The following is a 21,107-nucleotide window of genomic DNA, read 5'->3' as shown; positions in this document are numbered from 1 at the left end:
GGCTCAAGCGTCGCGATGGGGTCCGGGGCGGGAGCGCGGTAGGGGGGTGCCGTGCTCGGCAGCCAGCATTCATGTCGAGGCACGTTCCGCGCAGAGCAATAGCCAGCTCACCCAACCAGTACGGAGAGTCATTCCGTCATGGCCGGGGTGAAACCCCCCTTTCGAACCGGAAACTCATCCGGACCGCCCGGGGGCGGGCGGTCCACCGGTGGAGAGGGAAAAGACTCATGAGCTCATTTCTCCGACCCGCGGTACCGGGACAGGATCCGCTCGGCACGCCGTCCACGAACGGCAACAGCCGCAGTAGCGCGATCAAGAAAAGTCTGAAGTACCGGCCCATCTCTTCACATCTCGCGATCACCGTTCCCGTGAGTGTGGTGATCCCCGCCATGAATGAGGCGGAGAACCTTCCGTATGTGTTCAAGTCGCTTCCGGAATGGATTCACGAAGTCGTTCTGGTGGACGGGAATTCCACCGACGACACCGTTCGCGTCGCCCGCGAACTCTGGCCCGACGTCAAGGTCGTACGGCAGACCGGAAAGGGCAAGGGCGACGCGCTGATCACCGGTTTCGCCGCCTGCACCGGCGACATCATCGTGATGGTCGACGCGGACGGCTCGGCCGACGGCAACGAGATCGTCTCGTACGTCTCCGCGCTCGTGTCGGGCGCCGACTTCGCGAAGGGTTCCCGGTTCGCGAACGGCGGCGGCACCGACGACATGACCCCGATCCGCAAGCTGGGCAACTGGGTGCTGTGCTCGGTCGTCAACGCCAAGTTCGGCGCCCGCTACACCGACCTCTGCTACGGCTACAACGCCTTCTGGCGCCACTGCCTCGACAAGATCGACCTCGACTGCACCGGCTTCGAGGTGGAGACTCTGATGAACATCCGGGTCGTCAAGGCGGGCCTGAAGGTCCAGGAGATACCCAGCCACGAGTTCGAGCGCATCCACGGCATGAGCAACCTCAGTGCCGTACGCGACGGGCTGCGGGTCCTGCGGGTGATCCTCAAGGAGCAGGGCAAGCGGCACGGCCGGCGCGAGCGCAACGCGATGGCGGCGCTCCCGCCCCGGCGCATCGTCGGCCGGGGAGAGGTGTCTTGAGAGCACAGGAGACGCCTCGTGTCTCGGTGGTGATCTGCGTGTACACCGAGGACCGCTGGGAGGACATCCTCGCGGCGGTCGCCTCGGTGCGCGCGCAGTCCCGGCCCGCCGCGGAGACGCTGCTGGTCGTGGACCACAATCCGGCGCTGTACGAGCGCCTGGTACGGGAGTTCAAGTCGCCAGGGCCGGACGGACCGGAGGGGCTGGAGGTGCGGGTGCTCGTCAACACGGGCCCCCGCGGCCTCTCCGCCGGCCGCAACACCGGCATCGCGGCGGCCGTCGGGGAGGTCGTCGCGTTCCTCGACGACGACGCGGTGGCCGAGCGGGACTGGCTGCTGCACTTCGCCGCCGGGTACGCCGATCCGCGCGTGATGGCGGTCGGCGGCCGGACCATGCCCGCCTGGGCGTCCGGCCGCCGCCCGGCCTGGTTCCCCGAGGAGTTCGACTGGGTCGTCGGCTGTACGTACAAGGGCATCGCCCCCGGCCGGGTGCGGGTCCGCAACGTGCTGGGCGGCAACGCCTCCTTCCGCAGGACCGCCTTCGACGCGGCGGGCGGCTTCGCCACCGGCATCGGCCGGGACGGCGACAAACGCCCGCTGGGCTGCGAGGAGACCGAGCTGTGCATCCGGCTCAGCAACGCCCTCCCGGACGCGGTGCTCCTGATCGACGACCGGGCGGTGATCCACCACAAGGTCCCGGGCGGCCGGGAGAAGTTCGGCTACTTCCGTTCCAGGACCTATGCCGAGGGGTTGTCGAAAGCGCTCGTGGCGCGAAGTGTGGGGGCGGGCAAGGGACTTGAGTCCGAACGCCGCTACACCACCCGGGTGCTGCCCGCCGGAGTGCTGCGCGGGCTGCGCGACGCGCTCCTGGGACGTCCTGGCGGGGCGGGCCGGGCGGGAGCCATCGTGTCCGGAGTGGCGGCTGCGGCGGGCGGGTACGTACTGGGCAGCCTCCGGGCCCGCAGGGGAGGCGGCGGATTCACGGTCGCACCGATCACACCCGCCGTACGGGAGAAGGCGGAGGCGGCGATGACGGAGGCGGCCAAGGCGGCGGAGGCGGGGGCCGATACGGCCCGGGACGCCGGGGATTGCGAGGGACGCGAGGGGGCGCACGCATGAGCAGCAGTCCGAGAGCCACCACCGGTGGCGCACCGGTGCCGATCCTGATGTACCACGCGGTCGGCCACCGGCCCGCGCAGGCCGCGTACGGGCTCTCCGTATCGCCGGAGGCCTTCGCCGAGCAGATGGCGCTGCTGGACGCGGAGGGCTTCACCCCGCTCACCACCGGGGAGCTGGGCGCGGTGTGGCGCGGCGGCCGCGCCGTGCTGCCACCCAAACCCGTGCTGATCACCTTCGACGACGGGTACGAGGGCGTGCACCGCCACGCGCTGCCCGCCCTCGCCAAGTACGGCTTCCGCTCCACCCTGTTCGTCTCGACGGGCTGGCTGCGCGGCCGTCACGAGGGGCCCGGCGCGCTGGACACCATGCTCGACTGGCACCAGGTGCGCCAACTGGCCGCCGCCGGTGCGGAGATCGGCGGGCACAGCCACACCCACCCCCAGCTCGACCAGCTGGACGACGCGCGGCTGCGGTTCGAGGTGCTGCGCTGCCACGAGATCGTCAGCGAGGAGCTCGGCGGCTCCCCCGTGTCGTTCGCCTACCCGTACGGCTATTCCAGCCGCCGGGTCAGGCAGGCGGTGCGGGACGCGGGTTTCGCGCAGGCACTCGCGGTGAACAACGCGCTCGCCCTCCCCCGCCAGGGCCCGTACGCCCTGCGCCGGCTGACCGTCCAGCGCACCACGGGCATCGAGCGGTTCGCCCGCATGGTGGAGAACACCGCCACCTACCGCGACTTCGCCAGGGAGCGCGCCCTCACCCGGGGGTACGCGGTGGTGCGCAGGTCCCGCTCCGCCGTCCGCCTCGTGCGGCGCGCAGGAGAGGCAGCCGCCAGCCGTGTCTGACACGACCACCGCACAGGCCGGGAGCGCCGGGAACGACACCGGCGAGAACAGGGCGGTGCCCGGGGAGGACCTGCCCGCGCGGAAGTCGCGGCTGCCCGGCTCCGGTACTCCGAAGGGCGGCGGGAGCCCGCTCTTCCGCAACGCCTACGCGCTGATGCTCAACACGGGTGTCAGCGCACTCCTGGGCCTGAGTTTCTGGCTGGTCGCGGCGCGCTACTACACGCCGTCCGCGGTCGGTCAGGGGTCGGCGGCCATCGCCGCGATGAAGCTCCTGGCGGGGCTGACCGCGCTGACGCTCACCGGGGCGATGGCGCGGTTCATCCCGGTCTCCGGCCGCCGGACCGGGCGGCTGGTGTTCCGTACGTACGCGGGAAGTTCGCTGGTCGTGGCCGTGGCCGCGCTGATCTTCCTGTCCACGCTGGACCTCTGGGGGCCTTCGTACAGATTCCTGCACGGGCCGCTGAACGGGCTCGGCTTCGTCCTCGCCGTCGTCATGTGGTCGCTGCTGACCCTCCAGGACGGGGTGCTGACGGGGCTGCGCAGCGCGCTGTGGGTGCCGGTCGGCAACACCGTCTTCTCGGCGGTGAAGCTGCTGCTGCTGGTGCTGATCGCCTCGTCGATCCCGACGGCCGGGGTCTTCGTGTCGTGGGTCGCGGCCATCGCGGTATCGGTGATTCCGCTGGGGATCCTGGTGTTCCGCAGGCTGGTGCCCCGGCACGTGCTGGCCACCGAGGGGCTCGCGGAGCCGCCGACGATGCGGCAGATGGGCCGGTTCCTGGCCGGGGACTACACCGGTTCGCTGTTCTCGCTGGCCGTGGTCTACGCGGTGCCGGTGATCGTCGCCTCGCAGGTCAGCTCGGCCGACAACGCGTACTTCTACATCACCACCACCATCGGCGGCACGGTCAATCTGCTCGCCATCAACATGGGTGCCTCGCTCACCGTCGAGGGCGCGCACGACCCGGCATCACTGGCCCGCAACACCCGGGCCGCGCTGAAGAAGATGGCCAAGCTGATGCTGCCGGTGGGGGCGGTGCTGTTCCTCGGGGCGCCGTACATCCTGCGCGTCTTCGGCGACGGCTACGCGGAGGCGGCGACTCCGCTGCTGCGCTGGTTCGCGGTCGGGGCGCTGCTGCGGGTGGTCATAGAGGTGTACTTCGCGGTGCTGCGCGCGCAGAGCCGCACCAGTGGACTCGCCTATCTCCAGGGCGCGTTGTGCGTCCTGGTGCTGGGGCTGACGCTGCTCCTGCTGCCCCGGATGGGGCTGACCGGGGCGGGCGTCGCGGAGATCTCCAGCCTCGCGGTGATCGCCGCCATCGCGGCTTTCAAGCTGTACGGGGTGGTACGCGCGGCTCCGCCGGAGGGGGCTGCGGTCGAGGGGGGCCCGGCGGCCGAGCCCGAGGAGGAGGGCAAGGGCCCTCAGGGCGGGCAGGAAGCCACTGCCGCCGAGGCCGTCGATGCCGACCCCGTCGAGCCCGAGCCCGACCCTGTCGAGCCCGAACCCGAGCCCGAGCCTGTCGAGCGGCCCGCCAAGGAGGGCCCGCGCTGGGCGCTGCGGGCCGCGCTGGGCGACGCGTCCACGCTCCCGCTGGGCACGGCGGCCGACTTCGACCACCAGGAGCGCAGACCGGACGTGCGGACGGGCCCGGAAACTCCGGCGGCCGGGCTGTACATCCCCCGGCCCGCCTCCGGTGTCGTACAGGGCATGAAGCAGGAGGACGCGGAAGAACACCGGCCGACGTGGGCGCTGCGCAAACCGCCGACGGTCCCGCCGGTGGACCGATTCGCCAAGTCCCACGCCCCGCTCGCCACTTCCGGAACTCCGGCCCCGTCGTCCACCGCGTCGACTCCGGCCGCGCAGCCGTCCGCCGAGGAGAGCGAGAAGCCCGCACCGGTCACCGCCCCTCCGCCGCACCGGCTACGCACCTTCCTGCGCGGCCACGTTCCCGAACTCGCCGTCGGCGTCATCCTGTTGGCGGCGCTGCTGCTGTACTGGCTGCCTGTGCGTGGCATCGGCGAGAAGGACCTGGACCGGATCGGCGGGCTCGGGCTGATCTCCGTACTCCCCCTGGCCACGCTGGTGGGGGCGGCGCTGCTCGCGGTGTCGTTCGCGTCGCTGCTGTGGCTGGAGCGGCCGAGGACCGTGCTGCTGGCCGGTGCGCTGCTCGCCACGGTGGTCTCGCTGCACGCGCTGCCCGCGGTCCTGGAGGCGGCGCCGCGGTTCGCGACGGCCTGGCAGCACCTCGGCTTCATGGACTACATCGACCGCACGGGGACCGCGGTGCCGGACCTGGACGCCAGGTGGAGCTGGCCCGGGTTCTTCGCTGCGGCGACCTTCGTGGCCCAGGCCTGCGGGATCTCCGACATGTCGGAGGTCATCCGCTGGTGGCCGCTGACCATGCAACTGCTCTACCTCGCACCACTGTTCCTGCTGATGAGGTCGATGCGGGCGAGCTGGCGGGCGAAGTGGACGGGTGCCTGGATCTTCGTGCTGAGCGGCTGGGTCGGCCAGGACTACTTCTCGCCGCAGGGCTACACGTACCTCCTCTATCTGGCCTTCGTGGCGATCCTGCTGGTGTGGTTCCGCGATCCCCGGGTCATCTGGACCAGGCGGCGGCCCGGCGAGGCGGAGGTGCGGCCGGCCGGGCGGCGGGAGCGGGCGGTGCTGCTGGTCGTGCTGATCGCCCTGTTCGCCGGGACGGTCCCGGCGCACCAGCTGACGCCGTTCGTGATGCTGGGCGTGGTGGCGGTCCTGGTGATGTGCCGCAGGTCCACGCTGCGCGGGCTGCCGATCCTGTTCGCCGTGCTGGTCGCGGTCTGGATCGGCTTCTTCGCCGAGCCGTACTGGTCGGGGCACTTCGACGAGCTCTTCGGCGGCATCGGCGGGCTGGGCGACAACGTGTCGTCCTCGGTCGCGGGCCGCATCGAGGGCGGCAGCTCCACGCACAAGCTGGTGCTGTACGTCCGGGTGGCGATGGCGGGCGGTGTGATGGCGCTGGCCTGCTGGGGCTTCTCGCGCCGCCGCTTCGCGGGGTACGGCGAGCGCTCGCTGCTTGTCCTGGCCTTCATTCCGTTCCTCGGGCTCGGGATGCAGTCGTACGGCGGCGAAATGGCCCTGCGCGTCTTCATGTTCGCCCTGCCGGGGGCCGCCCTGCTCGCCGGGCTCGGCTTCTTCCCGCGTACCGGAGCCACCGCCGCCGAGCGCGACGCGGACCGCACCAGCCTGGCCCCGCTGGCCGCGCTGATGGCGGGTCTCGTCCTGATCGGCGGGTTCCTGGTGGCCCGTTGGGGCAACGAGGCGTTCGAGCGGATCAGGGCGGGCGAGGTCGCGGCGATGGAGTACGTGTACGCGCACGACGAGCCGACGACCCGGCTGCTGTGGATGAGCAACGACGTCATCGACAACGTGACGCCCGCGCTGCCGTGGGGCGCCAAGGACATGGAGAAGGTCCAGTACGAGCCGACCGAGGCGCCGCGCGACCCGGTGCTGGTGGCCGGTCTGGTCAAGGCGCTCAAGGACGCGGGCCCCAACTCGTACCTGATGATCAACCGCAGTCAGGTGGTCTACCTCCAGATGGACTCGGGCTACTCGCCCACCTGGGAGAAGCGCCTGGTGCAGAACCTGGACGCCAGGCCGGAGCTGAAGAAGGTGCTCACGAACGCCGATGTCTCCCTCTACTCGCTGCGCGAGCAGCCGGACGGCCCGGTGCCGAAGGCGGAGCCGGGGCCGATCGGTCCGCAGGTGACGTGGACGCCGTGGTCGGTGGTGGGTGCCATGGCGGCCGCCGCGCTGATCCTGCTGCTGTCGGCGCGGGAGGTGGTGCGGGTGGCGCGGCCGGAGAGCGTGCGGAAGCTGCGGTGGATGCAGTCGACGTACTGGTTCTCGCTGCCGCTGCTCGCGGTGCTGCTGGCGGCGCTGGTGATCCGGATGGTGTCGCTGGCGGGGATCGGGGGCGGGTAGGACGTAGGACCACCGCGGCTCAGCGGCGGTCGAGCCAGCGCACCTCGTAGGGCCCCATCCCGAACTCCTGGCCGTCGACCTTGGCGCTGATGGCACGGTCGAGGGTGTTCACGACGAGGACGGTCCGCTCGCTCGCGAGGACGCGCACATTGGGTACGTCGTCGGGGGCGACGGCCACCGTGCTGTCGTAGCGGGTGTTCGGCGGGAACTCCCGGGCGAACCGCGAGAGCAGCTTCATCATGGTCAACTCCGCTCCCCCGTCGGCGAGTTCGGTGGAGGTCCACAGACATCCCGCGCATTTGGCGCCCTTGTTCTGCGGGTTCCAGTAGAAGGCGGTGCCGGTGCCGCCGCGGGCGAGAGCGATCATGCCGGTGGCCTGGACGGCGGCGCGGCGGGGTTCGCTCCACTCGTCGCGCTCGTCCTGGTCGTCGCCCGGCTCGACGTAGTACTCGGCCCACCAGAGCGGCAGTTTGCCGACGGTCTGCTGCCGGACCCATGCGCTGACGGCGGTGAACTTGTCGGTGGCCCGGAACGGGTCGGGCAGCAGTTCGTCGTCGCGGGTGTAGCTGGAGCCGTCGACGACGACGAAGTCCGCACCCGCCTTGTTCTTGTTCCAGTACGTGAAGGCGTCCAGGGAGCGCTGGTCGATGCTGCCCCAGGGGCCCTTGACGGAGGAGGCGTACTCCGTGGCGCGGGGCTCGTAGCTGTCCATGACGAGGTAGGGGCCGCCGACGAGGATGTCCTTGGCGACCTTCTTCAGCTCGGCGTGGACGAGGTTGTAGAGCTGGGTGTAGCCCTCGTAGTTCCAGCGCCTGGCGCCGTCGTCGAAGAAGCCCTTGAACTCGTTCCAGACGATGAAGTGCTTGACGTCGGGGTAGCGCCTGGCGACGACCCCGGCCAGCTTGGCGAAGTCCGCGTAGTGCTCGGGGCTCGGGGCGGTCTCCAGGGACTGCTTGCTCCAGTCGGTGTTGGCGGCACCGGGCTTGCCGCCCTTCATCCAGTCGGGGGCGCAGCACAGGGTGACCACGGGGGTGCCGCCGGACCTGCGGATCAGGTCGATGCGGCTGTCCATCTCGCCGAACTGGTAGCGACCCGGGGAGGGTTCGGGGTTGTTGGACCCCCAGCCCATGAGGTGCTGGATCTGCGGCAGTTTGGCGTCGGCGAGGAGCTTCTCGGCCTTGCCCCTGGCGGTCGCGTTGCCGGTGTCGGCGCTGTACTGGGTGTGGGTGAAGCCCCAGCCGAGTGCGGGCTTCGGCTGCCCGGGGGCCGGGGGCGGGGTGCCGTGGACGCGGGCGCCGTCGCTCGACGTACCGGCGGTGTCGCCCTTGCCGTCGTCGCCCGGCGGCCAGGCGCTGCACATGGTCAGCACGAGCGCGAGCGCGACCATGCCGACACCGATGAGCGCGCCGAACCGCCAACGCCGTGCCCCCGTGTCCCACCCATGACGTCCCATCATTTTCAGGGTAGCGGCGGTGGCCGGGTTTCCGGAGGTGCTGTCGCGATCTGGCTGACATCGGGCCGCATTCCGGGGGAAAAGCCCGTGCACGGGGCGACTTGGTGCCGGATCATGTGCCGCATGTCTGCGAACCGCGAGTCCGCGCTCCCCGCCGGTGCCGCCGAGCCGGTACGGCTGGAAGCGGCGCTGCCACTGCGTCTGAACGTCGACGACTCCGATTCGCCGTCCGACGTGGTCGACGCGCTGTTCCTGGGCCGGTTCGCGACCGGGGAGCAGCCGTACGCGCACAGTTCCTCGGTGGACCGGGTCAGAAAGGGGGCCGAGCTGCTGCCGGACGGGGCGCGGGTGCTGCGCGCCGCCAAGGACGACGACCGCAGCGCGACGCTCGCGGAGGGCGACGGCTGGACCCTGCTGGTCTCGCGCTGGAACCGGGGCGCGGACGTCACGGTCACGGCGACGTCGCCGGAGCTCGCCCAGAAGGTGCTCGGCGAGGCGACGGACGGCGCCCAGGACGAACCGGAGCCGCAGCCCGAGGCGGTGACGATGGGCTTCTGGTACGTGTCCCCCAGGCGCGGCCCGCACCGTACGACCCGGCAGATCTCGGCCGGTACGTGGGAGGAGGTGCGCGCCAACTACACGGCGCCGGTGGCCGATGCCATGGACCGGCTGATGAAGGTCACCCCGGACGACATCTCCGGCCGCCTGCTCCTGCTGCACGGCCCGCCGGGCACGGGCAAGACGAGCGCCCTGCGGACCCTGGCCAGATCGTGGCGGGACTGGTGCCAGGTGGACTGCGTCCTCGACCCCGAACGCCTCTTCAACGACGTCGGCTATCTGATGGACATCGCCATCGGCGAGGACGAGGGGGTGTCCGGCAAGTCCCGCTGGCGACTGCTCCTCCTGGAGGACTGCGACGAACTCATCCGCGGCGAGGCGAAGCACACGGCGGGCCAGGCCCTCTCCCGCCTGCTGAACCTCACCGACGGCCTGCTGGGCCAGGGCCGCAACGTCCTGGTGGGAGTCACCACCAACGAAGACCTGGAACGCCTCCACCCCGCGGTGGTCCGCCCGGGCCGCTGCCTGGCCCGCATCGAGGTGGGCGGGCTGACGCGGGGGGAGGCGGTGCGGTGGCTGGGAACGGAGGAGGGCGTGGGCCGAGAGGGAGCCACCCTGGCGGAACTCTTCGCGCTGCGAAGGGGCGTTACGGGCCCGGGAGTCCCGGCCTCCCGGGACCCGGGCGCGGACGCGGGCCTGTACTTGTAGTCCCCCCCCCGCAGACGGCGGGCGACGGCCCCGGGCGGCGGAGCCCTCAGCCGGGGTACGCCGCGCGTACCGCCTCGCCCGCCGCCTCCACCGCCGCCTCCCTGGTCAGCCCCAGCCTCCGCACCCTCTCCGCGAACACCCGCGCCGCAGCCGCCGCCTCCCTCTCCGCCACTCCCCCCGCCGCCGCGACGAACGTCCCGTTCCGTCCGCGCGTCTCGATCACTCCGTCGCCCTCCAGTGCCCGGTACGCCTTGGCCACCGTGTTGGCCGCCAGGCCCAGGTCCGCCGCCAGGCCCCGTACCGTCGGCAGCTTGTATCCGGCCGGCAGCTTGCCCGAGCGGGCCTGGTCGGCCACCTGGGCGCGGAGCTGTTCGTACGGGGCAACGGTGGCGTCGAAGTCCACGACGATCTTCAAAGTCTGCTTCTGCGAGGTCACGCCCCAAGTCTCGCGCACGCGCGGAAAAGAAGAGGCGAACGGCCCCGCCGGACCGTAACGTCCCCTTCCATGACCGTGATCTTTCGCGAGTTCCGTCCGGACTCGGCCGACGCCGAGTCCATCGTCCGGATCCGCAGCCTCACCACCCCGTACATCGTCACCACCGCCGAGGCCATCTCCGTCGGCATGGCCACCGACAACCCCGCCGCCAGGAACCGCGTCCTGCTCGCCGAGGACGAGGCGACCGGGCAGGTGGTCGGCGTCGTGCACTCCGGGATGGTGTACGAGAGTGCCGAGCCGGGCCACGCGTTCAGTTCCCCGCAGGTGCATCCCGACTTCCGGGGGCGCGGCATCGGAGCCGCCCTGCTGCGTTCGGCGGAGGAGTACCTCGTCGCGCAGGGCGCCACCACCCTGCACGCCTGGGCGAGCGACACCGCCGACCGGGCCTTCGCGGAGAAGCGCGGCTACACCAGTGCCCACTCCATGCACTACCAGCTGCTGGACCTGACGGCGGGCCCGCTCCCCGACGCCCCCGCCCTGCCCGCCGGGCTGGCCCTCCACAGCGCCACCGCCCTCGGCGACGACCCCCGCCCGCTCTTCGAGGCGGACGCCGAAGTCACCCTGGACGAGCCCGGGTCGACGCAGACCGTCCTGGACGACTACGACGACTGGCTGAACGGCACCTGGAACGACTCCCTCCTGGACCGCGACCTGACCTCCCTCGTGCTCACCGAGGACGGCCGCGTCGCCGCCTTCACCCTCGCCCACACCGACGGACATACCCGCTACGTGTCCGGAATGACCGGTGTGCGCAAGGAGTTCCGGGGGCTCGGTCTGGCGAAGGCCGCGAAGGTCGATTCGCTGCGCCGCTCCCGTGCGGCCGGTCTCCGGTCCGCGTTCACCAGCAACGACGACACCAACAAGCCCATGCTCGCGGTCAACACCTGGTTCGGCTACGAGCGCTGCGCCACCGCTGTGGAGTACACCCGTGCACTCGTCTGACCTCACCGCCCGTGAACTCGCCGCCCGTGGCCTCGGCACCGTCGAGATCGCTCTCACCAAGGCCGGGCAGACCAAGATCCGCTACCCCGCCACCCTCCTCTCCGACGACGGCACGCACCTCACCGTGCGCGCCGCCTGGGCCCGGGAGACCGTCAAGGACTTCGGCTTCGTGCAGTTCGCGCCGGGCGACGTCTTCACCGAGCACTACTGGCGGGACCGGTGGTACGCGGTGAAGGAGGTCCGCTCCGGGGACGGCACGCTCAAGGGCTGGTACTGCGACGTGGCCCGGCCCGCCGTCGTCCACGCCGACGGCACCGTGGAGGTCGAGGACCTGGACCTCGACCTGTGGCGTTCGGCGGACGGCGGCACCGTGCTGCGGCTCGACGAGGACGAGTTCGCGGAGAGTGGCCTCGCGGACCGTGACCCCGAAGCGGCGGCCGAGGCGTCCCGCACCCTGGACGCCCTCGAACTGGCCGCGCGCGAAGGCCGGTTCGAGGAGCTGATCGACTGAGGCGCCGAGGCCTGCGGCCGGCCGTCAGCCGCTGACCCCCACGTCGTTGCGGGGTGCCCCGTCGCCGACCGGCGGCAGGTCGCCCCGCTCGACCGGGGCACCTCCGCCCGCGCCACCGCCCGTGGCCGCCTCCTCCGGCAGGACCTCGTCCATCTCCGCCGGGCTCGCGTGGTGCGCCTTCTCGGCCGCCGCCCGCAGCGTGGCCCGGTCGACCCCGGTACCGGTGAGCCGCACCACGTGCCCGCCCTCCGCCCTGCTGTACGTCGCTTCGCCGCCTGCGGAGCGGTACCAGTTCGCGCCGTCCTTGACGCAGCCCTCGCAGCCCTCCTTCGGCAACTTGCCCCGGTCAACCGACAGTTGGACCCGGCTGCCGCTCTGCGAGACGTACGTACCGGAGAAGCCGTCGTCGCCGATCACGCCCACCGACTGCTCGGCCAGCGTGAAGCCGGGTATCTCGGTCACATAGACGTGTTCCAGCGCGGACTCCCCCGCCCGCTTCCTCAGCTCGGCGCTGTCAACGGGGGCGGCGGAGCCCCCGGATCCCCCGGAGCTACCGGAGCCACCGCCGCTGCGGCCGCCTTCGCCCGCGCTGCCCACCAGTTCGGTGCCGCAGCCGCTCAGCAGCAGCGGGAGCAGCAGTGCCGCGGGCAGGGTGCGTCTGTCGGATCTCATGGCGCCCATCAAACCGCACCCCCGTTCGCCTCTCGGCGTTCCTCCGCCACGATCTCCACCTCGTAACCGTTCCGGTCCTCCAGGTATGCCGCACAGTGATCCTTGCCGCCCGCGTAGGGGTGCCGGTCGGCGAACAGCAGACGCCACCCGTGCTCCGGCGACCGGGCGACCAGGTCGTCCAGCGCGGCCCGGCCGCCCACCCGGAGGGCGAGGTGGTTGAGGCCGGGGGCCCGGCGTTCGTGCGCGGCGCCGATCAGGCCGGGCGACTGCTCCAGCACCACGTACGTACGCCCCAGCCGCCAGCTCCGGCCGTACGGGTAGGACTGGTACGGGGTGTAGCCGAGTTCACCCAGCAGCCATCCCCAGCTCTCCTCCGCCACCGCCAGGTCGGGCACCCACAGTTCGATGTGGTGCACCGAACCGGCCGCCGCACCCGACTCGGGCAGTGCCACCTTCCGCCCGGGGGTTCCCGTACCGCGCGCGATCGGGTCGTCGCCCTCGTGCCAGTGCAGGACGAACCGCTCCCCCGCCCGGTACGCATCGAGTCCCGCCGCGCAGTACGCCACCGTGTCGTCCGGCAGGGAGGACAGGCGGTACCAGCCGAGGCCGGAGCACTTGTCGGGTTCCCGGTTCCCGGGCGGGTCCCCGGGGTCGTACCGCGCCTCGAAGAACCAGCCCGTGCGCGGCCGGCCGCCGGGGCCCCGGTGCTGCATGACCAGGGCGACGGAGAGGTCGTCGGGGGTGAGGGTGATGCCGATCTCCTCGGCCGCCTCCCTGATCACCGCCTGCCGTACGTCCTCGCCGTCCTCGACGTGGCCCGAGGGGGCGTGCAACAGGCCGTCCGCGTAGCCCGTGTTCGCGCGCCGGGCGAGCAGTACCTCCTCGCCCCTGCGCAGGATCAGGTGGACGTCGACCACCTCGGTGTGCCGCGCCGGTCGTCCGCCTGGGCGGTCTTCGTCGTTCATGTGCCGATGGTGGCACCCGCCACTGACAACGGGCCCGTCAGCAGCGTGCCGAGCGGCACGGATTCACCGGCGCGCAGGCGGTGTTCCACGGCCGGCGCGGGCTCGGCAAATTTACGGGACTGTCACGGGAGGAGCCGGAACAGTCGCCGCCACAGCCGCCTCCGCAGCCTCCTTCACGGGCGTTTCCGCCCCGGCCCGCCGCCGGAGGTCCGGCACCAGCGTGCCCAGCCCCAGCACCGCCAGCCCGACCCCCAGCCACAGCGGCGCCCGCAGCCCCCACTCGCCGATCGCCAGACCACCGACCGAGGAACCGATGACGACGCCGAAGGTGATGAAGGAGGAGTGGACGGTGTTCACGAAGGGGCGGGCGTTGGCGGTGCGCTGTACGCGGGTGATCATCGCGGGGTTCATGGTGACGCCCACCAGGCCGACCCCGAGCATGAACACCACAGCGGGCACAGGGAGTTCGGCGAAGAGGGCGAATCCGGCGAGGAAGAAGGCGTTGAGGACGAGCCCGGTCAGCAGGACGGGCAGGGTGTACCGGTCGGCGAGGCGGCCGACGATGTTGTTGCCGACCACGGTCGCGGCACCGTACGCGACCAGCAGCAGCGGTACGGTCCCCGAGCCGAAGCCCGTGACCTCGGTGAGGATCGGGTTCAGATAGCTGAAGGCCGAGAAGGTAGCGCCGATGACCAGCGTGCTGGTGGCGAGCACCAGCCACAGCCGGGGCCTGCGGAACACGTCCAGCTCCTCGCGCATGCCGCCGCCGGCTTCGGCCCGGCCGAGCTTCGGTACGCCCACGGCGGTGGCGGCCGCGGCGAGCACGGTCAGCCCCGTGATGGCCCAGAACGCGGCGCGCCAGCCGGCCCGTTCGCCGATCAGGGTGGCCATCGGCAGGCCCAGCAGGGTTCCGAGCATCAGCCCGTTGAGGGTCATCGCGATGGCCCTGCCGCGCAGTTCGGGCTTGGTGAGCTGGGCGCTCAGGGAGATCGACATACCGAAGAAGGCGGCGGAGGCGGCGCCGGTGATCAGGCGCGCGACGACCATGACGGTGTAGTCGGTGGCGGTCGCGGCGAGCACGTTGCCGACGAGGAAGACCGCGAAGAGCAGCATGAGCGCCTGCTTCTGACGGGTCCTCATGAGCAGCACGCTCAGCACCGGGCCGCCGAGTGCCATGGCGACGGCGAACGCGGTGATCAGATAGCCGATCTCCGGAATGGTGGCGCCCAGCCCCTCGGCCATCTGCGGCATCAGCCCGGCGACCACGAACTCACTGGTGACCATGGCGAAGATGCCGACGGCCAGGACGTAAACGGCAAGTGGCATGGCAGGTTGCCTCTTTCAGCGAATCGAATGTGTTTTAGATGGAGCAGTACAAAACAAGGGCAAAAAGAAATGCCGCCTCAGCGGCACCCCTTCAGCACGCACCCGACGTCAACACGTCAGCGCGTCCATCGCCGTCTCCGCGACCGCCTCCAGCGTCGCCCGGTCCGCGCCCCCCTGGGCGGAGACCCTCATTCCGCCGACGACGGCGTTGACGTACCGGGCGAGCGAGTCCGCGCCCCGCCCGGAGGTGACGGAGCCGTCCCGCCGCCCCGCCTCCAGCGCCTGCCGCAGTCCGGCCAGTCGCCTGGCCAGGTCGCGTTCCAGCAGGGCCGCCACCTCGGGCTCGTCGTAACGCGCCAGCTCCACCGTGGTGTTGACGGTGAGGCAGCCGATGCTGCGGCCCGCCGACCTGGCCTCGTACTCGCCCTCGATGACGACGGCGAAGTGCGCGCGGATCCGGTCCGCGCCGCTGAGCGACTCGTCCTCCATGAGGGCGAGCTGCCGCCCGGTCATGGTGTCGATGTACCGGCCCAGCGCCCGCACGAAGAGGTCGCGCTTGCTGCTGAAGGTGTTGTAGATGCTGCTGCGACCGAGCCCGGTGGCCTCGCACAGGTCCTGGGTGGAGGTGGCTTCGTAGCCCTTGGCCCAGAAGGCGTGCATCGCCGCTTCCAGGGCCCGGTCCTCGTCGAACATCCTCGGTCGCGCCATGTGGACGACCGTAGCACAGATTATGTACCGGTCAGTTCAATACTCTTGCGGTAGTGGAAGCGGTCGTAACCGCCCTCGTCGATGCGGCGCTCGACCATCTCGTAGCCGTAGCGCGGGTAGATCTTCTGGTTCTCCCACATCATCGCGTTGGTGTAGAGGCGGATCTCGGGGAGGCCCAACTCCTGTGCGTAGGCGTCGGCGTGGGCGAGCAGGTCCCGGCCGACCCCCTTGCCCGCCATGCCGGGGGCGACCGCGATCGAGTCGAGGAAGAGGTGGTCGGGCTCCGGGACCAGTACCAGCACGCCGTGCACGGGGTCACCGACGACGAACACCCGCCCCGCCGCGACGTTCTCCCCGTGATCGGCCAGCATCGGGACGGGCACACGGCCTATCCGTTCGATGTAGTGCCGGTACGCCGCGTCGGTCACGGCTTTCACTGCGGGGACGTCGTCCGAGGTGGCGGGACGGATGTTCGTGTCGTTCATGCCCGGTACGTTACGACGCCGCTCCACGGCGCAGGAAGGGCAGCTTCTTCAGCAGCGGCCACGTCAGCAGGAGCACGACGATGGCGTACACGGCGATCGAGAAGGGCGTGTTGACCAGGCCGCTCACGCTGCCGTCGCTGATCTGCAGGGCGCGGCGCAGCTGCTGTTCGGCGGCCGGGCCGAGGATGACCCCGATCACGGCGGGCAGGACGGGAAGCCCGTACCGCCGCATCCCGAAGCCGATCAGGCCGATGATCAGCAGCACCACCAGGTCCAGTGCCTCGCCGCCGACCGCGTACGCGCCGACGGAGGCGAAGAAGAGGATGCCCGCGTAGAGGTACGGGCGCGGGATGCGCAGCAGCTTCGCCCAGAGCGGGGCGAGCGGGAGGTTGAGCGCGAGGAGCAGGATCATGCCGACGAAGAGCGAGGCGATCAGGCCCCAGACCAGCTCGGGTTCGCGCTCGAAGAGGAGCGGGCCCGGCTGGATTCCGTACTGCTGGAAGGCGGCCAGCATCACGGCCGCGACGGCGGTGGTGGGCAGGCCCAGGGTGAGCATGGAGACCAGGGTTCCGGCGGCCGAAGCGGAGGCGGCGGACTCCGGGCCCGCGACGCCCTCGATGGCGCCCTTGCCGAACTCGTCCTTGTGCTTGGACAGGCGCTTCTCGGTGACGTACGAGAGGAAGGTGGGGATCTCCGCGCCGCCGGCCGGGATCGCGCCGAACGGGAAGCCGATCAGCGGGCCGCGCAGCCAGGACTTCCAGGTCCGCTTGACATCGCTCTTGCCGAGCCACGGGCGGCCGACCGGGATCGCCTCGATGCCGCCGCGGCGGAGGTGGGCGGCGACCCAGAGGGCCTCGCCGATGGCGAAGAGGCCGACCGCGACGATGACGACGTCCACGCCGTCGGCGAGTTCGAGCGAGCCGAAGGTGAGCCGGGACTGCCCGGTCATCTGGTCCAGGCCGACGAGGCCGATGGTGAGGCCGATGAGGAGGGAGGCCAGGCCTCGGATGCGGGAGGAGCCGAGGACGGAGGTGACCGCGATGAAGGCGAGAACCATGATCGCGAAGTAGTCGGGTGCGCCGATGTCGACGGCGAGCGCGGCGACGGCCGGGGCGAGGGCGACCAGCAGGATCGTGCCGATCATGCCGCCCGCGAAGTGGCCGATGGCGGCGGCGGCGAGGGCTTGCGCGCCCCGGCCCGCCTTGGCCATCGGATGGCCTTCCATGGCGGCGACCACGGCGGCGCTCTCACCGGGGGTGTTGAGCAGGATCGAGGTCGTCGAGCCGCCGAACATCGCGCCGTAGTAGATGCCCGCGAACATGATGAACGCGCCGGTCGGCTCCAGTCCGTACGTCACCGGCAGGAGCAGCGCGACGGCCATCGCGGGGCCGATGCCGGGCAGCACGCCGATGGCGGTGCCCAGCAGGACGCCGAGGGCGGCCCACAGGAGGTTGATCGGAGTGAGGGCGGTTCCGAAACCGTCCATCAAGGAGTTCAGGGAGTCCATGGTGGTTACAGCACTCCCATCAGGGGGCCGCCGGGGAGCGGGACGCCCAGCAGGTTGTTGAAGACGAAGTAGGTGAAGAGGGCGAGGCCGGCCGCGATCAGCGGGTCGCGGCTGAGATGGCGGCTGCCCAGTGCGTACGCGGAGCCCCAGAAGAGCAGGGCGCCGGAGATCGGGAAGCCGAGCGGGCCGATCAGGACCGCGTTGCCGAGGAAGACCCCGGCGAGCAGCAGGACGGTGCGCCAGTCGGCGGGCTCGGAGAGGTCGATGTCCTCACCGCCCTCGGCCTCGCCGCGTCCGCCGCGCAGAACGTCCACCGCGAGGAGTACGGCGACCAGGATCAGCGCGCCGCCGACCACGATCGGCACGGTGGTGGGCCCGACGGGGCCGCGCTGGGCGATCTCGACGTGCATGGTGAGGGCGTCGGTGAGGACCAGGACGCCGATCACCGCGAGCAGGACACTGACACCGAGCTCGGAGTGCTCGCGCAGCCAGGCGGCCCGGCCCTGCGGGGCGGGGGCCTTCGAGGTGTCCGTGGAAGTCGGCGATTTTTCGAGTGAGTTCACAGCCCGAGCTCCTTCAGGACGGAGTCCACGCGCTTGTCCTCCTTGTCGAGGAACTCGCCGAAGCGGTCCCCCGTGAGGAAGGCGTCGTCCCAGCCGTTCTTCTTCATCGAGTCCTTCCACTCCTTCGAGGCGTGCAGCTTCTCGAAGAGGGCGATCAGCTTGCTGCGTTCGGCGTCGGTGAGGCCGGGCGGGGCGACGATGCCGCGCCAGTTGGTGAAGTCGGTGTCGAGCCCCGACTCCCGCAGGGTGGGGGCATCGAGGCCGGGCACCCGCTTGGGCCCGGTGACCGCCAGCAGCCGCAGTTCACCGGCCTTGATCTGGTCGAGGTACTCGCCGACGCCGGAGACGCCGAAGGCGACCTTGTTGCCGAGGATGGAGGCGAGGAGCTCGCCGCCGCCGTCGAACGGGACGTAGTTGACGTCCTTCGGCTTGATCCCGGCCGCGCGCGCCATCAGCATCGGCGCGAGGTGGTCGGGCCCGCCGGGCGAGGAGCCGCCGCCGACCGGGACCTTGGCCGGGTTCGCCTTCCAGGCCTTCACCAGGTCTTCGAGCGTCTTGTACGGGGAGTCCTTGGCCACCACCACGATGTCCTGCTCCTCGGTGAGCCGGGCGATGGGGGTGGTGTCGGCGAGGGTCTTGGGCGCCTTGTTGGTGTGTACGGCGCCGACCACGCCGAGCCCCATCGACATGGCGGCCTTGCCGTTGCCGTGGTCGGAGGCGAGGCGGGAGAGGCCCACGGTGCCGCCGGCGCCGGGGAGGTTGAACACCTCGATGCCGGAGGTGAGTCCGGCCTCCTCGGCGTTCTTGGCGGCGGTGCGGGCGGTGATGTCGTACCCGCCGCCGGGGGTGTTGGGGACCATGAAGCGCAGTCCGGGGATCTGGGTGCCGCTGTCGGAGCCGCTGCCCGTGGTGAGCAGCGGTGGCCCCACGAGCACCAGGAGTGCCGCCCCGGCCAGGGCGAGGGGGGTGCGCATACGCACGGGCGCCGCCTTTCGAGAGGTGTACGGAGGATGAGGGGGTCGCGCGGGGGTGTCCCTGGAGGTGTCCAGTGGGGGTGTCCTGCGGACGTAGGGGGGTGGGGACATGTTGCCGGGGCGTTAAGGAGCTGTCGCCGTTCCGGAACCAACGGACGTTGTGGTCGTTGTGGTCGCGCCCTAGCGTGGGCGGGTGACGAATGTGCTGGTCGTGGACGACGACTTCATGGTGGCGAAGGTGCACAGCCGCTGTGTGTCCGCGATGGACGGTTTTGCCGTCGTCGGGGTCGCCCACAGTGGTGCCGATGCGCTCCGGGCGGCCGAGCGGCTGCGCCCGGACCTCGTACTGCTCGATGTGTATCTGCCCGACATGGACGGGCTCGATGTGCTGCGTGAGCTGCGTGCGGCGGAGGCGCTGGACGCGGGGCGGCCGACGGCGGACGCCCTGTTCATCACTGCGGCGCGGGACGCCGGGATCGTACGGGCGGCCCTGCGGGCCGGGGCGCTGCACTATCTGATCAAGCCGTTCCACCAGGCGGCACTGCGCGAGCAGCTGCGGCACGTGGCCGCGCTGCGGACCCGCTTCGACTCGCTCGCACTGCACGGGCAGGCCCGGCAGGAGGACGTGGACCAGCTGTTCGGGACCCGGCCGCCGGGTTCGCGGGAGCTGCCGAAGGGGCTGGCCGCGCACACGGCGGAGCTGGTGGAGCGGACCCTGCGGGCCCATCCGGAGGGGCTCTCGGCGACCGAGTGCGCCGAGGGCGGGGCGCTGTCGCGGGTGAGTGCGCGCCGGTACCTGGAGTACTTCACGGCGACCGGGCGGGCCGAGGTGACGCTGCGGTACGGGGGTACGGGCCGGCCGGAGCGGCGGTACCGGTGGGTGGCCTGAGGCGGAGGGACGTCTCCGCACCGGGCGGCGCACCGGGCGCCGCACCGGGCCGCGCACCGTACCGGCAGCGCCCATTCCGATCACTCGCGGTCACCCCCACCACGCTCTCGGGCAGCCTTCTTAATCGTCACTGAGCGGGTCCTTAAGCGGGCCATAAAGATCGCCATCACCCGCCCCCAGCAGGGCATTTCGCGGTTTCCGGGGTCTAGCGTGCTGTTGCGCCGGGGAAGATCTCCCCCCCTCTTCCCCTGCTACGAAACGTTCCCTGCCTAGGAGTTCGCCACGATGTCCACCGCTCGTCGCAAGGCCGCCACCGTCGCCGCTCTCGGTCTCGCCCCGCTCGCCCTGACCGGTCTGGCCGCCACCCCGGCCGCCGCGCACGGTTCCATGACGGACCCGGTCAGCCGGGTCTCGGCCTGCTACGCGGAGGGTCCGGAGAGCCCGAAGTCGGCGGCCTGCAAGGCGGCCGTCGCCGCCAGCGGCGTCCAGGCGTTCTACGACTGGAACGCGGTGAACATCGCCAACGCCGCGGGCAACCACAAGGCGCTCATCCCCGACGGCAAGCTGTGCAGCGCGGGCAACGACAAGTACAAGGGCCTGGACCTGCCGCGCGCCGACTGGCCGTCCTCGAAGCTGGCCGCGGGCAAGCACACCTTCCGCTACAAGGGCACCGCCCCGCACAAGGGCTCCTTCGAGCTGTACATCACCAAGGACGGCTACGACCCGACGAAGCCGCTGAAGTGGTCCGACCTGGAGGCCCGGCCGTTCGCCAAGGTCACCGACCCGAAGATGGAGGCCGGTGACTACGTCTTCGACGGCACCCTGCCGAAGAAGTCCGGCCGCCACCTCGTCTACAGCGTGTGGCAGCGCTCGGACAGCCCGGAGGCCTTCTACACCTGCTCCGACGTGGTGTTCGGCAAGGACTCCGGTGCCGGTGCCGGTGCGGGTACGGCGAACCCGGCTCCGGCCGCGTCCGCCCCGACCGAGAAGGACATCGCGGCGGGTGCCGACAAGTCCTCGGTCGAGCACAAGGGCCACGGCGACGCCGACCACAAGACCGGTGCCGGTGCGAAGTCCGCCGAGCCGAAGGCCGACGCCCCGGCCCAGGCCCCGGCCGCCGCTCCGGACGCCAACGCTCCCGCCCCGCAGGGCGGCGGCCAGGCCCCGGCGCAGGCTCCGGCCGGTGAGAATCTCGCCGAGACCGGCGGCGACAGCACCACCCCGTACATCGCCGTCGGCGGTGCGGCGGTGCTGGCGCTCGGTGCCGCGGTGATGTTCGGCTCGGTCCGCCGCAAGGCCGCCGCCGGCGGGCGTCACGGCCGCTGA

At 71.3% G+C, this 21,107-nt stretch carries 18 protein-coding genes and 1 pseudogene; 9 read left to right on the top strand and 10 right to left on the bottom strand.

Annotation, left to right across the window (positions count from 1 at the left end; translation table 11 throughout):
- Positions 1-227 precede the first annotated feature (227 nt).
- The 4 genes from ACZ5PB_RS36180 to ACZ5PB_RS36165 are packed head-to-tail and all read left to right on the top strand — an operon-like array spanning position 228 to position 7,024.
- Entirely contained in the window at positions 228-1,103 is an 876-nt protein-coding gene (locus ACZ5PB_RS36180; RefSeq protein WP_468697193.1) for a glycosyltransferase family 2 protein, read from the top strand.
- A complete protein-coding gene (locus ACZ5PB_RS36175) occupies positions 1,100-2,221 on the top strand; it encodes a glycosyltransferase family 2 protein (RefSeq protein ID WP_468697192.1) in 1,122 nt (373 codons plus the stop codon). The genes ACZ5PB_RS36180 and ACZ5PB_RS36175 overlap by 4 nt, the downstream gene beginning before the upstream one ends.
- Complete coding sequence (locus ACZ5PB_RS36170) at positions 2,218-3,063, top strand: polysaccharide deacetylase family protein (protein WP_468697191.1); 846 nt, start codon at positions 2,218-2,220, stop codon at positions 3,061-3,063. Before ACZ5PB_RS36175 ends, ACZ5PB_RS36170 begins: the two co-directional genes overlap by 4 nt.
- The gene (locus ACZ5PB_RS36165) at positions 3,056-7,024 is read left to right on the top strand and encodes a lipopolysaccharide biosynthesis protein (RefSeq protein ID WP_468697190.1); all 3,969 of its coding nucleotides are present in this window, start codon (positions 3,056-3,058) and stop codon (positions 7,022-7,024) included. The genes ACZ5PB_RS36170 and ACZ5PB_RS36165 overlap by 8 nt, the downstream gene beginning before the upstream one ends.
- Before the next feature lie 19 nt (positions 7,025-7,043).
- Here ACZ5PB_RS36165 and ACZ5PB_RS36160 read toward each other — a convergent pair whose 3' ends face one another.
- Entirely contained in the window at positions 7,044-8,477 is a 1,434-nt protein-coding gene (locus tag ACZ5PB_RS36160; protein ID WP_468697188.1) for a xylan 1,4-beta-xylosidase, read from the bottom strand.
- Positions 8,478-8,600: 123 nt separating this feature from the next.
- On the opposite strand from ACZ5PB_RS36160, the gene ACZ5PB_RS36155 reads away from it, so the two are divergent.
- Positions 8,601-9,743 (top strand): DUF5925 domain-containing protein, encoded by a 1,143-nt coding sequence (locus ACZ5PB_RS36155; protein WP_468697186.1) that lies wholly within the window; start codon positions 8,601-8,603, stop codon positions 9,741-9,743.
- Between the two features lie 46 nt (positions 9,744-9,789).
- Here ACZ5PB_RS36155 and ACZ5PB_RS36150 read toward each other — a convergent pair whose 3' ends face one another.
- Positions 9,790-10,179 (bottom strand): GntR family transcriptional regulator, encoded by a 390-nt coding sequence (locus ACZ5PB_RS36150; RefSeq protein ID WP_468697185.1) that lies wholly within the window; start codon positions 10,177-10,179, stop codon positions 9,790-9,792.
- Positions 10,180-10,248: 69 nt separating this feature from the next.
- Between ACZ5PB_RS36150 and ACZ5PB_RS36145 the strand changes: the two genes are divergently transcribed.
- Together ACZ5PB_RS36145 and ACZ5PB_RS36140 are read left to right on the top strand one after the other, a co-directional pair.
- The gene (locus tag ACZ5PB_RS36145) at positions 10,249-11,181 is read left to right on the top strand and encodes a GNAT family N-acetyltransferase (protein WP_468697183.1); all 933 of its coding nucleotides are present in this window, start codon (positions 10,249-10,251) and stop codon (positions 11,179-11,181) included.
- Entirely contained in the window at positions 11,168-11,692 is a 525-nt protein-coding gene (locus tag ACZ5PB_RS36140; protein WP_468697181.1) for a ribonuclease FAU-1 family protein, read from the top strand. Before ACZ5PB_RS36145 ends, ACZ5PB_RS36140 begins: the two co-directional genes overlap by 14 nt.
- A 24-nt stretch (positions 11,693-11,716) precedes the next feature.
- Here the strand turns inward: ACZ5PB_RS36140 and ACZ5PB_RS36135 are convergent, their stop codons facing one another.
- The 8 genes and pseudogenes from ACZ5PB_RS36135 to ACZ5PB_RS36100 all read right to left on the bottom strand — a co-directional run bounded on the left by ACZ5PB_RS36135 (position 11,717) and on the right by ACZ5PB_RS36100 (position 18,898).
- Positions 11,717-12,364, bottom strand: coding sequence for a hypothetical protein (locus ACZ5PB_RS36135; protein ID WP_468697179.1), 648 nt, complete (start codon positions 12,362-12,364; stop codon positions 11,717-11,719).
- 8 nt (positions 12,365-12,372) lie between these two features.
- Positions 12,373-13,299 (bottom strand): annotated as a pseudogene (locus ACZ5PB_RS36130) (NUDIX domain-containing protein); the annotation flags it as partial.
- Between the two features lie 141 nt (positions 13,300-13,440).
- Entirely contained in the window at positions 13,441-14,655 is a 1,215-nt protein-coding gene (locus ACZ5PB_RS36125) for an MFS transporter (RefSeq protein WP_468697177.1), read from the bottom strand.
- A gap of 108 nt (positions 14,656-14,763) precedes the next feature.
- Complete coding sequence (locus tag ACZ5PB_RS36120; protein ID WP_468697175.1) at positions 14,764-15,363, bottom strand: TetR/AcrR family transcriptional regulator; 600 nt, start codon at positions 15,361-15,363, stop codon at positions 14,764-14,766.
- Positions 15,364-15,383: 20 nt separating this feature from the next.
- Entirely contained in the window at positions 15,384-15,848 is a 465-nt protein-coding gene (locus tag ACZ5PB_RS36115; RefSeq protein WP_468697174.1) for a GNAT family N-acetyltransferase, read from the bottom strand.
- Positions 15,849-15,858: 10 nt separating this feature from the next.
- Positions 15,859-17,355: a tripartite tricarboxylate transporter permease gene (locus ACZ5PB_RS36110; protein WP_468697171.1), complete on the bottom strand. Its 1,497-nt coding sequence runs from the start codon at positions 17,353-17,355 to the stop codon at positions 15,859-15,861.
- Positions 17,356-17,360: 5 nt separating this feature from the next.
- The gene (locus ACZ5PB_RS36105) at positions 17,361-17,843 is read right to left on the bottom strand and encodes a tripartite tricarboxylate transporter TctB family protein (RefSeq protein WP_468697240.1); all 483 of its coding nucleotides are present in this window, start codon (positions 17,841-17,843) and stop codon (positions 17,361-17,363) included.
- A 71-nt stretch (positions 17,844-17,914) separates the two neighbouring features.
- On the bottom strand, positions 17,915-18,898 hold the full coding sequence (locus ACZ5PB_RS36100; RefSeq protein ID WP_468697169.1) for a Bug family tripartite tricarboxylate transporter substrate binding protein: 984 nt from the start codon (positions 18,896-18,898) through the stop codon (positions 17,915-17,917).
- A gap of 187 nt (positions 18,899-19,085) precedes the next feature.
- Between ACZ5PB_RS36100 and ACZ5PB_RS36095 the strand changes: the two genes are divergently transcribed.
- Entirely contained in the window at positions 19,086-19,781 is a 696-nt protein-coding gene (locus ACZ5PB_RS36095; protein WP_468697168.1) for a response regulator, read from the top strand.
- A 285-nt stretch (positions 19,782-20,066) separates the two neighbouring features.
- Positions 20,067-21,107, top strand: a complete 1,041-nt coding sequence (locus ACZ5PB_RS36090) for a lytic polysaccharide monooxygenase auxiliary activity family 9 protein (RefSeq protein ID WP_468697166.1) — start codon at positions 20,067-20,069, stop codon at positions 21,105-21,107.

The organism is Streptomyces sp. NPDC032721 (assembly GCF_055579625.1).
The sequence above is the reverse complement of the archived record's forward strand: the minus strand, read 5'-3'. Positions and strand labels throughout refer to the sequence as shown.

Bases quoted from the DNA above. Each gene is read 5' to 3' on its own strand.
- ACZ5PB_RS36115 (WP_468697174.1), bottom strand. From the start codon at position 15,848: ATGAACGACACGAACATCCGTCCCGCCACCTCGGACGACGTCCCCGCA.
- ACZ5PB_RS36135 (WP_468697179.1), bottom strand. From the start codon at position 12,364: ATGAGATCCGACAGACGCACCCTGCCCGCGGCACTGCTGCTCCCGCTG.
- ACZ5PB_RS36125 (WP_468697177.1), bottom strand. From the start codon at position 14,655: ATGCCACTTGCCGTTTACGTCCTGGCCGTCGGCATCTTCGCCATGGTC.
- ACZ5PB_RS36090 (WP_468697166.1), top strand. From the start codon at position 20,067: ATGTCCACCGCTCGTCGCAAGGCCGCCACCGTCGCCGCTCTCGGTCTC.
- ACZ5PB_RS36145 (WP_468697183.1), top strand. From the start codon at position 10,249: ATGACCGTGATCTTTCGCGAGTTCCGTCCGGACTCGGCCGACGCCGAG.
- ACZ5PB_RS36180 (WP_468697193.1), top strand. From the start codon at position 228: ATGAGCTCATTTCTCCGACCCGCGGTACCGGGACAGGATCCGCTCGGC.
- ACZ5PB_RS36110 (WP_468697171.1), bottom strand. From the start codon at position 17,355: ATGGACTCCCTGAACTCCTTGATGGACGGTTTCGGAACCGCCCTCACT.
- ACZ5PB_RS36170 (WP_468697191.1), top strand. From the start codon at position 2,218: ATGAGCAGCAGTCCGAGAGCCACCACCGGTGGCGCACCGGTGCCGATC.
- ACZ5PB_RS36160 (WP_468697188.1), bottom strand. From the start codon at position 8,477: ATGGGACGTCATGGGTGGGACACGGGGGCACGGCGTTGGCGGTTCGGC.
- ACZ5PB_RS36155 (WP_468697186.1), top strand. From the start codon at position 8,601: ATGTCTGCGAACCGCGAGTCCGCGCTCCCCGCCGGTGCCGCCGAGCCG.
- ACZ5PB_RS36120 (WP_468697175.1), bottom strand. From the start codon at position 15,363: ATGGCGCGACCGAGGATGTTCGACGAGGACCGGGCCCTGGAAGCGGCG.